The 14280-nt window shown below is 70.6% G+C and carries 8 protein-coding genes; 6 read left to right on the forward strand and 2 right to left on the reverse strand.

The genetic code is table 11. The features are described from left to right. Window positions 1-12 precede the first annotated feature (12 nt). Window positions 13-2202 (forward strand): MMPL family transporter, encoded by a 2190-nt coding sequence (locus ACIBK0_RS38795; RefSeq protein WP_399090698.1) that lies wholly within the window; start codon window positions 13-15, stop codon window positions 2200-2202. 155 nt (window positions 2203-2357) lie between these two features. Here ACIBK0_RS38795 and ACIBK0_RS38800 read toward each other — a convergent pair whose 3' ends face one another. Next, on the reverse strand, window positions 2358-5039 hold the full coding sequence (locus ACIBK0_RS38800) for an FAD/NAD(P)-binding protein (protein ID WP_399090701.1): 2682 nt from the start codon (window positions 5037-5039) through the stop codon (window positions 2358-2360). Between the two features lie 304 nt (window positions 5040-5343). Here ACIBK0_RS38800 and ACIBK0_RS38805 point away from each other — a divergent pair, with 304 nt between their 5' ends. From ACIBK0_RS38805 to ACIBK0_RS38815, 3 genes are all read left to right on the forward strand, one after another. Further along, complete coding sequence (locus ACIBK0_RS38805; protein WP_399090704.1) at window positions 5344-6630, forward strand: Ig-like domain-containing protein; 1287 nt, start codon at window positions 5344-5346, stop codon at window positions 6628-6630. Window positions 6631-6868: 238 nt separating this feature from the next. Further along, window positions 6869-8293: a glycoside hydrolase family 16 protein gene (locus ACIBK0_RS38810; RefSeq protein WP_399090707.1), complete on the forward strand. Its 1425-nt coding sequence runs from the start codon at window positions 6869-6871 to the stop codon at window positions 8291-8293. Between the two features lie 15 nt (window positions 8294-8308). Beyond that, complete coding sequence (locus ACIBK0_RS38815) at window positions 8309-9835, forward strand: glycoside hydrolase family 64 protein (RefSeq protein WP_399090710.1); 1527 nt, start codon at window positions 8309-8311, stop codon at window positions 9833-9835. Window positions 9836-9911: 76 nt separating this feature from the next. Here ACIBK0_RS38815 and ACIBK0_RS38820 read toward each other — a convergent pair whose 3' ends face one another. Next, the gene (locus ACIBK0_RS38820; protein WP_399090713.1) at window positions 9912-10799 is read right to left on the reverse strand and encodes an AraC family transcriptional regulator; all 888 of its coding nucleotides are present in this window, start codon (window positions 10797-10799) and stop codon (window positions 9912-9914) included. A 146-nt stretch (window positions 10800-10945) separates the two neighbouring features. Between ACIBK0_RS38820 and tkt the strand changes: the two genes are divergently transcribed. Beyond that, window positions 10946-13033 (forward strand): transketolase, encoded by a 2088-nt coding sequence (gene tkt / locus ACIBK0_RS38825; protein WP_399090716.1) that lies wholly within the window; start codon window positions 10946-10948, stop codon window positions 13031-13033. A 19-nt stretch (window positions 13034-13052) separates the two neighbouring features. Then, a complete protein-coding gene (tal, locus tag ACIBK0_RS38830) occupies window positions 13053-14222 on the forward strand; it encodes a transaldolase (RefSeq protein WP_399090719.1) in 1170 nt (389 codons plus the stop codon). The last annotated feature ends 58 nt before the right edge of the window (window positions 14223-14280 follow it).

Consider the following 14280-nt stretch of genomic DNA (forward strand, 5'->3'; position numbering starts at 1 on the left):
GGGAGGCGTACCGTGCTCGCCACGATCTCCCGGGCGGCGACCCGCCGCCCGCTCACCGTGATCCTCGTCTGGCTGCTCATGCTGCTGATCGGCTTCGGCCTCGGCACGGGCGTGTTCAGCCGGCTCGTCGACTCGGTGCCCGATGTCCCGGGCACCGAGTCGGACCGGGCCGCCGCCTACCTCGACCGCGTCGACAAGAGCGGTGAGTCGATCACCGCCGTCGTCGCGGGCACCTCGGTCTCCGACCCCGGTCTGCGGTCCCAGGTCGGACGTGCGGTCGCCGATCTGCGTACGGTCTCGGGAATCGCCGACGTGCCCGACCCGTACCGCACCCACGGCCTCACCTCCGAGGACGGCAAGGCCCTCGTCATCCCGGTGACGCTCAAGGGCGACCTGAAGTTCAAGGACAAGAAGAAGGCCGTGGACACCGCGGCCGAGCGCATCCGGCAGATCAACGCGCCCGAAGTCCACGTCAGCGGCGGCCTGTTGCTCGGCCAGCAGATGAGCGGGCGCGCCCAAGGAGACGTACAGCGGGCCGAGTTGATCTCCCTGCCGGTCGTCCTGGCGCTGCTGCTCGTCGTCTTCGGAGGGCTGCGGGCGGCCGGGCTGCCCCTGCTGATCGCGATCAGCGGAGTCGCGGGCGCGTTCCTGGCGCTCTTCGTCTTCAGTCAGTTCACCGACATCTCGGTGTACGCGATCCAGGTGACCACCATGCTGGGTCTCGGACTCGCCGTGGACTACGCGCTGTTGATGGTGGTTCGCTTCCGCGAGGAGCGACGGCACACCGACGATGTCATCGAAGCCGTGCACCGTACCGTCGCCGGCGCCGGGCGCACCGTCCTGTTCTCCGGGCTCACGGTGGCCGTCAGCCTCACCGGGCTGCTGGTGTTCCCCAGCCCGTTCCTGCGCAGCATGGGTCTGGCCGTGGCCGCCGTGGTCGTCGTCGACATGCTCGCCGCGGTCACCCTGCTGCCGGCGCTGCTGGCCCTCCCCCACGCTCGGCTGCGCTCGCGCGGGGGGACCCCCACCGGCGCCCGCATCGCACCGGCTCGCGCCCCTCATGAGGACGCCGGCTCCAAGTCCGGTTCCAGGTTCGGCCTCAAGTCCGGCGCCGACCCCGACAACGAAGGCCGCGTCTTCGCCCGCCTCGCCCGGTTCGCCGCGCGCCGTCCCCTCGTCATCCTGGCCACCCTCGTCCCGGCCCTGCTGGTCCTCGCGCTGCCCGTCGCCGGAATGAAGATCAGCATCGGGGACGCGAAGCAACTGCCCACCAACACCGAGGCACGGCAGCTGTACGACACCGTGGACGCCCACTTCCCGCCCGGCACCGGGGTCTCGCCGGTGACCGTGGTGGTGCGCCCTGGAGCGGCCCCGGACATGGTGGCCCGGATCCGTGCTCTCTCCGACACGACCGACTCCCGCGCCCTGCCGGGCGGCGCCACGCTGGTGCACCTCCAGCCGACCGGCAGCGTCGACGGCAAGGCGGCGACCGATCTGGTCGAGCGGGTACGGCAGGTGCGCGGGAGTGAGCCCGTCGAGGTCACCGGCGTCGCGGCCCGGCTGGTCGACTTTCGCGAGATGCTCGCCGAGCGGGCGCCCTGGGCGGCGGCCACCGTGCTGCTCGGTATCTTCGCGCTGCTCTTCGCCTTCACCGGCTCGGTCCTGATTCCGCTGCGGACCATCGCGACCACACTGCTCAGCCTGGGCGCCGCGCTCGGCGCGGTGGTCTGGGTCTTCCAGGACGGGCATCTGGCCGGGGCGCTGGGCGCCGAAGGGCTGGGCTCACTCAGCCTGACGGCTCCGCCGCTGATCATCGCGATCGCCTTCGGGCTCGCCATGGACTACGAGCTCTTCATCCTCGCCCGGATGCGCGAGACCTGGCTGCGGACCGGCGACGCCCAGGAGGCCGTGGTGACCGGTCTGCGCCGCTCCGGACGCGTGGTCAGCTGTGCCGCACTGCTCCTCGCGATCGTCTTCGGGGCGTTCATGACCGGCGGCTTCTCCCCCATCCTGCAGATCGGCCTCGGGCTCACCCTTGCCGTCCTGATCGACGCGACCGTCGTACGGATGCTCCTCGTACCGGCGACGATGGCACTGCTCGGGCGACGCGTGTGGTGGGCGCCGGGCGCCATGCGACGGGCGCACGACCGGTTCGGGGTGAGCGAGGAAGCGCCGTCTCAGCCTCAGCTGACCGGCGTCTGAGGGCCTGCCCTGTCGTCAACCTCCCTCTTGCCAGCGGGCTCATGACGGGAGGTTGACGACAGGGGCCGGCCGAAGCACTCGGGCCCCGTCGCCGCCCGGCGACGGGGCCCGTGTCCGTCACGTGGCCGAACGAGACCCGGTACGAAACGGCCCGCTCAGCCGGGCAGCGCGGCGAGCAGCCGTCGGTCCCGTGGGGCCGCCCCGCGGTCGAGGCGGGTGTCCAGCAGGCGCCGGGCCGCGTCACAACGGCCCGCCGAGACAAGGGCGTACAGCAGGGTCTCCTCGACGACCTCACGCTGGGCCGCGCTGCCGCCCACCTTGCGGAGCACCGGCAGGAGCGCGTCGAGGCCGCGGGCGGCCTCGTGGAAGCGTTCCTCGACCAGGGCGGTGAAGGCCTGGCAGAGCGGCACGATGACCTCCCGCTGGACGGGGTCGGCCCCCGCGGCGTGGTCCCGCAGGCGGCGCAGGGCCGCCACGTCCCCGGCGGCGGCGAGAGCGACCGCCGCGTGCAGCGCGGTGAAGGCGGTCGCGGGCCGCTCGACCACCTCGCGCGCGACGGTGCCGAGAACGTCCGCCGCGGGCACCTGCCCACGCCAGCTGTCGCTCAGCCGGGCCCGCCACAGCAGCGACCCGGAGTCGACCAGCGCCCGCACCCCGGTCACCCGCCCCGGCGCGAGCTGCGCGAACCACCGCTTGCGTACGGCGGCACGGTCGTCCAGGGCGAGTTCGTGCAGCGCGATGTGCCAGGAGAAGTGCGCCCGGTGGACGGCGCCCCGGCCCTGCCCGGACACCCAGGCGTCGAGCCAGTCGCGGCCCACCTCGTGCGCCCCGGACTCGTAGTGGACGTGGGCCAGCGCGTGCACGGCGTGCCCGGAGGCGGGTTCGATGGCCAGGGCGCGGTGCGCCAGCTCGGCGGCCTCGTGGAAGCGGCCCTGTTCCTGGCGCAGGAACGCCAGCAGCGAGGTGTGGAACCAGTGCCCGTCGGACGCCGGCGAGGTGCGCTCCACCAGGCGCAGCGCGTAGGCGTCGTCGAGGTCGTTGATACCGGAGAAGGCGATGGTCGGCACGGCGGCGGCGAGCGCCAGCGCGTCGGCGGGGTGCCTGCCGAGATGCCCGAGCAGGGCTAGGGCACCCCCGTCCGAGGAGTCGTCGTGGACGCGCCGCGTCACGACGTCCACGAAGGAACGCTCCCGCTCGTCGGCCCGTTCGCGTGCGGAGCGCTGCGCGTCGGCGAGGGCCCTGGGTACGTCGACGTCGGCGCCGCACTCGTGACCGAGCAGGGCGAGGGCCGCGTGCGCGAGCGCGAATCCGGGGTCGAGGGCGACCGCGCGGCCGAAGGCGACCTCGGCGCCGGCCCTGACCTTGAGGACCCGGTCGAGCCCGGTGCGGTAGGCGGCGGCCGCCTCGGCGTGGGTGGACAGCCCGAGCCCGTGCCCGTCGACGGGCCGCCGGCGCACGGTTCGCCGGGGTGTCGACAGCGGCGCGAGCAACTCCTGGGCCAGGGCGGCGGCCTGGACACGGATCTCCGGGACGGCGGTGGTCTCCCAGAGCTCGCCGCGGCGGGGAGCACCGAGCGTGAACAGCCGGCTCTCGCCGCGGCCTTCGGCGTCGAGGAGACGGCCGTCCCGGGTCGCGGCGCCCATGCCCAGCGGGCCGCGCACCGCGGCACCGGAGTCGAACAGCGAACGCCACAAGGGGTCTTCGAGACGCGGGCCGGGACCGGTGCAGTCGATGACCCAACCCGTGCGTATGTTCTGGCCGTCGGAGAGGGTGACCAGCACCGACCCATCGTCCAGGACGGCGGCGTCGGTGACCGTTGCGGCGTGCACCCGCAGTCGCCGGGCCGTACGGGCACGGGACACCGACTCGGCCGTCGCGGGCGCCATTCGATGGCGATGCGTGTTCCACAGCGCGCCCTCGCGCTCCAGGAACGCGACCCGCTCCTCGGGGGTGAGGCTGCGCCACAGCCGGGCGGTGTGCGGCCGCAGGCTGTCGAGCGCCGGGCGCCAGTCGCCGTGGGTACGGACGGCCCGGCCGATGTGCCGGTAGACCGTCCTGCGCAACGCGGAGAGCGACGGCACCTCGAGTCCGTCGGGGGCGGCCATCGTCGCGGCGGGGCCGATCGCGTGCGGCTGGGGCAGCAGGCCGCGCCGGGAGACGGCGTGCACGGTGCGCCCGGGCCGGTCGAGGCTCAGGGCCAGGTCCACGGCGGTGAGTCCTGTCCCGACCAGCAGGACGTCGGCCGGTTCGGCGAGCGGACCGTCGAGGGCGCCCGGCGCCCAAGGGGACCGTACGAAGCGCTCGGACGTACGCAGTCGGGGCGGGGCCCAGTCGTCGCGCGCGGCGGCCGGCCCGGTGGCGAGTACCGCACTGTCGGCCATCAGGCGTTCCCCACTGGCGAGTTGAAGCTCCACCCCGCCGTCGGAGGCGCGGGTACAGCTCTCCGCGCGGGTCCGCAGCCGACGTACGGCGACCGTGCCGTGGGCGCGGACGATCGCCTGGGCCAGTGCGTCGGCCAGATAGGCGCCGTACCGGTACCGGGTGGCGAAGTCGGCGCCCCTGACGGCGGGTTCGCCGTGTCGGCACAGCCAGCGGGTGAAGTGGCCGGGGTCGTCGGGATAGCAACTCATACCGCTCGCGGGCACGTTGAGCCGATGCCGTGGGTCGGGGGTGGCGTACGCCGTGCCGCGTCCGGCCTCCGGGGCCGGGTCGACCAGGACGAGGTCGAGGGGTGCCCGGCGACGCGCCGCCGTCTCGCACAGCTGGACGGCGGTCAGCGTGCCGGCCGCGCCCGCTCCGATGATGGCCACGGTGTGCCGCTTGGGGGCTGGAATCACGGATACCTCCGGCGGGGGTGTGCTGCGGGACCGGTAAGCGGAACTCCTTCTTCACTATTCCGACCGGAGAGGTGGGGAACGGTCCCCCGGGCGCGATCTCACCGGAAACTCAGAGCGCCGGTCGGCTGCTTCATACTCTGTTCACAATCCACCGCGGCCCGACAACCGTGGTTTCAGGCCGTCCCTCAGGGCGTCTTCACAGGAATCTCAGGTTGAGCCCCTCGGATTCAAAGATTCAACCCATGGAAGGGGCGCAGGATGCACCCGCAGTGGTGGTGATCGAAGAACCCAGGAAAGGCGTGCCGTGGGCGTCCCTCAGATATCGAACCGGTCCGGGCAGACAGCGAACCGGTCCGAGCCGGCGCGGAGCGGGTCCGAGCGGCCGGCCTGGTCACGGCGCGGAATCCTCACCGTGCTCGGCGCCGTCCCGGCAGTCGCGCTGACGGGCTGCAGCGGCTCCGCGGACGCCTCGGAGGGGACGGGCGCGACGGCGGCCGCGGGCGCAAAGACCCAGGCCCAGGCCAAGGTCAAGGAACCCACCGTCACCGTCACCCCCGCCGACGGCACGAAGAAGGCCGATTTCACGAGCCCGGTCGAGGTCGCCGTGGCGAACGGCACCCTTGCGAGCGTCGGGGTCACCGGCAACGACGGCTCCACTCTGGCCGGTTCCTTCAACGACGCCCGTACGAAATGGACCTCCACCAGGAATCCGTACTCGGGCACGAAATACACGGTCACAGCGACACCACAGGGCGCCGACGCGCACACCGCGACCTTCGTCACGAAGTCCCCCGGCGAGACCTTCGTGGGCTATTTCACTCCCGAGGCGAATGCGACCTCCGGTGTCGGCATGCCCGTGTCGATCAACTTCACCCAGGCCGTCAAGGACCGCGCCGCCGTCGAAAAGGCGATCACGGTGACGGCCGAGCCCGCGGTCGAGGTGGTCGGCCACTGGTTCAGCGACACCCGGCTCGACTTCCGGCCCGAGGCGTACTGGGCCGCGGGCACGAAGATCACGCTGAGCCTGCGGCTCAAGGACGTCGAGGGAGCGAACGATGTCTACGGCGTCCAGTCCAAGAACGTCACCTTCCACATCGGCCGCCGCCAGATCAGCACGGTCGACCTGACGAAGAAGACGATGACGGTCGAGCGGGACGGATCGACGCTCGCCAGCTACCCGGTGACCGGCGGCGACGCCGAGCACACCACCTGGTCCGGGATCATGGTGATCAGCGAGCGGTTCCGGCAGACCCGCATGGAGTCCTCGACGGTCGGTCTCGGCGACGAGTACGACATCTCCGACGTCCCGCACGCCCAGCGGTTGACCACCTCCGGCACCTTCATCCACGGCAACTACTGGGCCCCGACGTCGGTCTTCGGCACCAGCAACACCAGCCACGGCTGCATCGGCCTGCACGACGCCAAGGGCGCGAACGACACCTCCGTGCCGGGCTCCACGTTCTACAACAGCTCGATGCTCGGCGACGTGGTGATCGTCAAGAACTCGGGCGAGAAGACCGTGGACCCCGCCAACGGCCTCAATGGGTGGAACCTGTCCTGGGCGGACTGGAAGGCGGGGAGCGCTCTGTAACGGTTTCACCGAGGGGCGGGGAGCGGCGGATCGCCGTGACCCGCCCCCTTCGCATGCACCGCCCTTCTTTCACGGCGTGAACTCCCATGCGCCCAAAAGACTTTCTCGGCTTCACCTCTTGACGGCCGGAGTGACAGAGAGCACATTGTCCGCGCAGCTGCTTTGAGAGCGCTCTCAAATCGCGTGGGAGCGCTCCCCACTTCACCCGCGCACCCCACTCCGTACCGAAGAGGCACCCATGAGTGAAACTTCCGGCACACCCGGCGCATCCGGCAGACGCCGCCCTCTGCGGCGCGTACTCATCGCCGTGTTCAGCACCCTCGGCCTGGCGGCCGCCGCCGCCACGGCCGCCACCCTCCCCGCCAACGCCTCCGCCCCCACACCCCCGTCCGGCTGGTCCCAGGTCTTCCTCGACGACTTCAACGGGGCCGCCGGATCCGGCGTCAACACCGCCAACTGGCAGTACACGACGGGCACGAGCTACCCCGGCGGGCCCGCCGGCTTCGGTACCGGCGAGGTCGAGACCATGACCTCCAGCACCAACAACGTCTCGCTCGACGGCGCAGGAAACCTCCGGATCACCCCACGGCGTGACGCCGCGGGCAACTGGACGTCGGGCCGCATCGAGACGAACCGCTCCGACTTCCAGCCGCCCGCAGGCGGCAAACTCCGCGTCGAGGCCCGGCTCCAGATGCCGAACGTGACCGGCGCCGCCGCCAAGGGCTACTGGCCCGCCTTCTGGATGCTGGGCGCCCCGTACCGCGGCAACTGGTGGAACTGGCCCGGTGTCGGCGAGCTGGACATCATGGAGAACGTCCAGGGCATCAACAACGAGTGGGCCACGATGCACTGCGGCACCAGCCCGGGCGGCCCCTGCAACGAGAAGTCCGGCATCGGCGGCCAGAAGGTCTGTGAGGGCACGACCTGCCAGGGCGGCTTCCACACCTACGCCGTGGAGTGGGACAAGTCGACCAGCCCCGAGGAGATGCGCTTCTACCTCGACGGGGTCAACTTCCATACGGTCAGGCAGAATCAGGTCGACGCGACGACCTGGGCCAATGCCACCAACCACGGCTACTTCATCATCCTGAACGTCGCGATGGGCGGCGAGTTCCCGGCGGCCTTCGGCGGCGGCCCCGACGGCGGCACGGACCCCGGCCACCCGCTCGTGGTCGACTACGTCCAGGTCCTCCAGTCGACCGGCGGTGGCGGCACGACCCCGCCGCCCACTACCCCGCCGCCCTCCGGCAACCGTGACGCCTACAGCGCGATCCAGGCCGAGTCGTACGACGGGCAGGCAGGCGTCGGCACCGAGACCACCACGGACACGGGTGGCGGCCAGAACATCAGCACGCTCGCGAACGGCGACTACGCGCTCTACAAGGGGGTCAACTTCGGTTCCACGGCGGCCAAGCAGTTCTACGGCCGGGTCGCGAGCGGCGCGGCGGGCGGCGTCAGCGGACTCGTCGAGGTGCGTCTCGACAGCCGTACGAGCGCGCCGATCGGCAGCTTCGCGGTGGCCAACACCGGTGGCTGGCAGGCCTGGCGAACGGTGCCCGCGAACATCAGCTCCGTCACCGGAACCCACGACGTCTATCTGACCTTCACCAGCGGTCAGCCGGCGGACTTCGTGAACGTCAACTGGTTCGACTTCGGCCACTGACACGGGAGTTGACGAATGATCACATACTCCCCGGCCAGGTCCAGAGTGCCACGCCCCGAGGTCAGGCGGCTGGTGACGGCCGTCCTGACCGCCCTCCTCACGGTGCTGGCGCTCGGCCTGGCCGGGGCGGTGCCTGCCAGCGCCGCCGCCGACTTCACCCAGGGCGTCACCTCGACCGGCTCCGGTTCGGTCCAGATCTGGTTCAAGCCGACCACCCCAGCGTCCCTGGTCGATGTGCACTACCTGTCCCCCAGTGCCGGTCAGCAGAACTTCCGGATGGCCAACAACGCGGGGATCTGGCAGCAGAACGTCGGCGGCCTGTCGAGCGGCTTCACCCTGGAGTACTGGTTCACGTACGAGAAGGGCGGACCGCTCTACGACACCCCGCATTTCACCTACACCGTCGGCAGCGGCGGTGGGGGCGGTGGCGGGGGCGGCACCGGCAGCTTCCCGATCACCTTCCAGAACAACACCCGTGGGACGTACGCGAATTCACAGATCTACGTCACCGTGCTCGGTCAGGTGACGCCCGGTCAGTGGTCGTACATGAAGTCCGACGGGACCATGACCCGCATCAACCACCTGGACGCGAACGCGCCCGGACACCTGACCAAGAACGGCGTGAACTACCCCAACATGTCGTTCACGCTCGCCCAGTCGGGCGGCTCGGTCCCCTCCCCCACGTCGATCCGGGGCGGCCGGATCTACGTCTCCCTCGGCTCGCCCCTGTACATCCCGGTCTCCCCGGACGACCAGGGCTGGGGCGGCCCCGACCTGCGCAACCCGAACGACCCCAACACCGACGTCTACTACGACTGGTACGAGTACACGTATGTCTTCGGGCAGGTGGCCTTCGGCGGCAACACCACGCAGGTCGACCAGTTCGGCTTCCCGATGACCTCACGGCTGACGCAGACGTCGAGCGGCTACGACACCACGCGGGGCATCACGCTGACCCGCGCCCAGGTCATGTCCCAGTACGCCGCCTCGGTGGGCGCGGCCTTCAAGCCGCTGCAGAACACGTACCGGATCATCGCCCCGCGCTCCTCCAACCTCTTCCTCGCGGGAGGCTCCCAGGCGAACTACCTCCAGTCGTACGTCGATCAGACCTGGTCGTACTACTCCACCCATCCCTTCAAGCTGACCCGGCTCGGTGAGACCTTCTCGGGACAGGTCTCCGGGAACACCCTCACCTTCACCAAGAACGGCGCCGGTCCCTACACGCTCCAGAAGCCGTCCTCCCCGGACGTCGTGGCCTGCGCGGGCAGGCTGGCCTCGGGCAGTGACCCGGAGAAGCAACTCGGCGCGGAGTTCTGCGCCGCGTTCAACCGGGGCGTGCCCCTCGACACCTCGGCCTGGTACACCCCGTCCGCCTACTACACCGGAGGCATCAAGAACGACTACGCCGCGTTCCTGCACACCGTTGGTCTCGACAAGCGTGCCTATGCCTTCCCCTACGACGACATCAACGACCAGTCGTCGGTGCAGATCCTGGGCAACGCGGACCCGCCGACCGGGCTGACGCTCGGCATCGGCTGGTGATCCACACTCGGTGAAGAAGTAAAGAGGGGGCGGGCCCGACGGCCCGCCCCCTTTCGGCGCGGCAACGCCCGCCCCCTCAGCGCAGCTCCGCCCGGAATGCCGCCGGGGTCGTGTCCGTGTGCTGATGGAAGAACTTGGAGAAGTTGGCCGAGTCGGGGAAGCCTACGGCGACGCCGATGCGGCCGATGGGCATCTCCGTGTGGGCCAGGAGCCGTTTGGCCTCCAGGATCACCCGCTTGTCGATGAAGCCCTTCGGGGTCTCGCCGGTGGCCGCGCGCACCGCGCGGACGAGGGTGCGGCGGGAGTAACCGAGGGCGTCGGCGTACGCGCTGACGCTGTGGTTGGTGGCGAAGCCCTTCTCGACCGCGTCCCGGAAGCGGGTGAAGGTGGTGTCGGTCCGCTCGCGCGCCGCCTCGGCGGAGCTCGCCGCGAGATGGGCGAGGCGCAGCAGGAACGCGGTCAGGGAGTGCCGCAGTACCGCGGTGTGCAGACTGAGCGGCAGCGTGGTCGTGTCGTTGTACTCGCGCTCCAGCTGGGCGAGGGAGTCCTCCAGGGCGGCGAGCTGGGCCGCGTCGGGGTGCAGCAGCGGGGGCTGGTCGTAGCGGTAGAGGCCGGTCGCCTCGACCGTGGCGCGGGGCAGGAAGCCGGGCTGCATGATCAGGGCGGTCCCCCCGTACTCGCCTCCCCTGGAGAAACGGTGGACCTGACCCGGCCGGATCCACAGCAGATCGCCGGCCGTGACCTCGTACTCGGTGAAGTCGACCATGTGCGTCACCGGACCCCCGCGGAACAGCATCACCACGTGGAAGTCGATGCGGTGCACACGGTCCAGCGGTGCCTCCTCGGCCCAGGCGCGGTCGGGCTCCATCGGCCGGACCTGCATGCCGACGCCGCTCACGCTCAGGTCGATGGGGAAGGGAAACGTTCTGATCCCGTCACCGTCTTGGATGGTTCTGTCTGCCATGTCCCTCTCGCGTCGGCTCGGTACGGCGCTCCGTGTCCCACTTTCACCGAAGGCTGACACACGGGCACCTTCCCCGGCAAAAGTCAGACTTTTAGTTTTGAACACGTCCGAGCACCTACCCCGCTCCCATCGAGGACTTCTTGAAGATGAGCACGCAGACACCCGACAGCTTCTCCGACGGATTCGAGTGGTCCGAGCTGGACCGGCGTGCCGTCGACACCGCCCGCCTCCTGGCGGCCGATGCCGTACAGCAGGTCGGAAACGGCCACCCGGGCACCGCGATGAGCCTGGCCCCGGCCGCGTACACGCTCTTTCAGAAGGTGATGCGTCACGACCCCGCCGACCCGGAGTGGACCGGCCGCGACCGCTTCGTCCTCTCCCCCGGCCACACCTCGCTGACCCTGTACACCCAGCTCTTCCTGTCGGGCTACGAGCTCGGGCTCGACGACCTGAAGGCGTTCCGTACGCACGGGTCGAAGACGCCGGGTCACCCGGAGTACGGGCACACGGCGGGCGTCGAGACGACGACCGGCCCGCTCGGCCAGGGTGTCGCCAACGCGGTGGGCATGGCGATGGCCGCCCGCTACGAGCGCGGCCTCTTCGACCCCGAGGCCCCCGAGGGCGAGTCCCCGTTCGACCACACCATCTGGGCGATCGTCTCGGACGGCGACCTGGAGGAGGGCATCTCCGCCGAGGCCTCGTCCCTCGCCGGCCACCAGAAGCTCGGCAACCTCGTCTTCGTCTACGACGACAACCACATCTCCATCGAGGGCGACACGGCGACGGCCTTCTCCGAGGACGTGCTGAAGCGCTACGAGGCGTACGGCTGGCACGTGCAGCGGATCGAGCCCGCGCTGGGCGGCGACATCGACGTCCACGCGCTGTACACGGCTCTCAAGACGGCACAGGCCGAGACCGAGCGCCCCTCCATCATCGCGATGCGCACGATCATCGCCTGGCCCGCGCCGAACGCGCAGAACACCGAGGCCTCCCACGGCTCCGCGCTCGGCGCCGAGGAGATCGCGGCCACCAAGCGGATTCTGGGCTTCGACCCCGAGCGGACCTTCCAGGTGGACGCCGAGGTCCTGGACCACGCCCGGACCGCCCTCGACCGGGGCGCCGAGGCGCACGCCGCCTGGGACAAGCAGATCGCCGAGTGGCGTACCACGCAGGCCGAGCACGCCAAGCTCTTCGACCGTGTCGTCGCCGGTCAACTGCCCGAGGGCTGGGAATCCGCGCTGCCGGTCTTCGAGGCGGGCCCGTCCGTGGCGACCCGCGCCGCCTCCGGCAAGGTCCTGCAGGCACTCGGCGGTGTGCTCCCCGAGCTGTGGGGCGGCTCCGCCGACCTGGCCGGCTCGAACAACACCACCATCGACAAGACCTCCTCCTTCCTGCCGAAGGGCAACCCGCTGCCGGAGGCCGACCCCTACGGCCGCACCGTCCACTTCGGCATCCGCGAGCACTCGATGGCCGCGGAGATGAACGGCATCGCGCTGCACGGCAACACCCGCATCTACGGCGGCACCTTCCTGGTGTTCTCCGACTACATGCGCAACGCCGTGCGCCTGTCCGCGCTGATGCAGCTCCCGGTGACGTACGTGTGGACGCACGACTCCATCGGCCTCGGCGAGGACGGTCCGACGCACCAGCCGGTCGAGCACCTCGCCTCGCTGCGCGCCATTCCCGGCCTCAACATCGTCCGCCCGGCCGACGCCAACGAGACGGCGATCGTCTGGGCCGAGATCCTCAAGCGGCACGCTCTCAACCCGGCCCCGCACGGCCTCGCGCTCACCCGTCAGGGCGTGCCCACCTACGAGGCCAACCCCGAGGCGGCGAAGGGCGGTTACGTCCTGCGCGACTCCTCCACCCGGACGCCGGACGTCGTTCTCATCGCCACCGGCTCCGAGGTGCAGCTCGCCGTCGCCGCGCGCGAGCGGCTGGAGGCCGAGGGCGTGGGGACGCGTGTCGTGTCGATGCCGTCCGTGGAGTGGTTCGAGGAGCAGTCCGCGGAGTACCGCGAGAGCGTCCTTCCGCCGTCCGTGAAGGCCCGCGTGGCGGTCGAGGCGGGCATCGGTCTGACCTGGTACCGGTACGTCGGTGACCACGGACGCATCGTTTCTCTGGAGCACTTCGGCGCCTCCGCCGACGCCAAGACCCTGTTCGCCGAGTTCGGCTTCACCGCCGAGAACGTCGCCGCCGCCGCGCGGGAATCTCTTACCGCAGTCCGCGGTTGATCCGATCGCACAAAGGAAGATGATCACTGTGACCGAAGCAACCGCGACCGCGGTAACCCTGAAGCGCCTCTCCGAGGAAGGCGTCTCCATCTGGCTCGACGACCTCTCCCGCAAGCGGATCGCGTCCGGCAACCTCGCCGAACTCATCGAGACCAAGCACGTGGTGGGCGTCACCACCAACCCCTCGATCTTCCAGGCCGCCATCGGCTCCGGAGAGGGGTACGAGGAGCAGCTGGCCGATCTCGCGGTGCGCGGCGTGACGGTCGGCGAGGCCGTCCGCATGATGACGACCGCGGACGTGCGCGCCGCGGCCGACATCCTGCGCCCGGTGTACGACGCGACCGGCGGCCGTGACGGCCGGGTCTCCATCGAGGTCGACCCGCGCCTCGCCCACCGCACCCAGGCGACCGTCGCCGAGGCCAAGCAACTCGCCTGGCTGGTCGACCGCCCGAACGTGATGATCAAGATCCCGGCGACGCGAGCCGGTCTCCCGGCGATCACCGAGGTCATCGGCCTCGGCATCAGCGTCAACGTCACGCTGATCTTCTCGCTGGAGCGCTACCGCGAGGTCATGGACGCCTACTTGGCGGGCCTGGAGAAGGCGCAGGCGGCCGGGATCGACCTGTCCACCATCCACTCGGTCGCCTCCTTCTTCGTCTCCCGCGTCGACAGCGAGATCGACAAGCGGCTGGCGAAGGTCGGCACGGACGAGGCGCTCGCCCTCAAGGGCAAGGCCGCGCTCGCCAATGCCCGGCTCGCGTACGAGGCCTACGAGGACGTGTTCGGCTCTGCCGACAATGCGGCACAGCGCGGTGCCGGCTGGACCGCCCTCGCTGCGTCCGGCGCCCACAAGCAGCGCCCTCTGTGGGCCTCGACGGGCGTCAAGGACCCCGCGTACAAGGACACGCTGTACGTCGACGAGCTGGTCGCGCCGGGCACGGTCAACACCATGCCGGAGGCGACGCTGAACGCCACCGCCGACCACGGTGACATCCACGGCGACGCGGTGACCGGCGGCTACGCCGGGGCCCGCGCCGACCTGGCTGCCGTCGAGGCGTTCGGGATCTCGTACGACGAGGTCGTGAAGCAGCTGGAGGACGAGGGCGTCGCGAAGTTCGAGGCGGCCTGGCTGGAGCTGCTGGAGGCCGTCGCGACCTCGCTCAGTGGTAAGGGAGTCGAGGGGGAATGACCAAGAATGAAGCGCTTCCCGACAGCGCGGCGCAGAATGCGGCCGCCGCGGCGAAGGG

The sequence above is a fragment of the Streptomyces sp. NPDC050564 genome (assembly GCF_044457265.1).
In the GTDB taxonomy this organism is placed as follows: Bacteria; Actinomycetota; Actinomycetes; order Streptomycetales; family Streptomycetaceae; genus Streptomyces.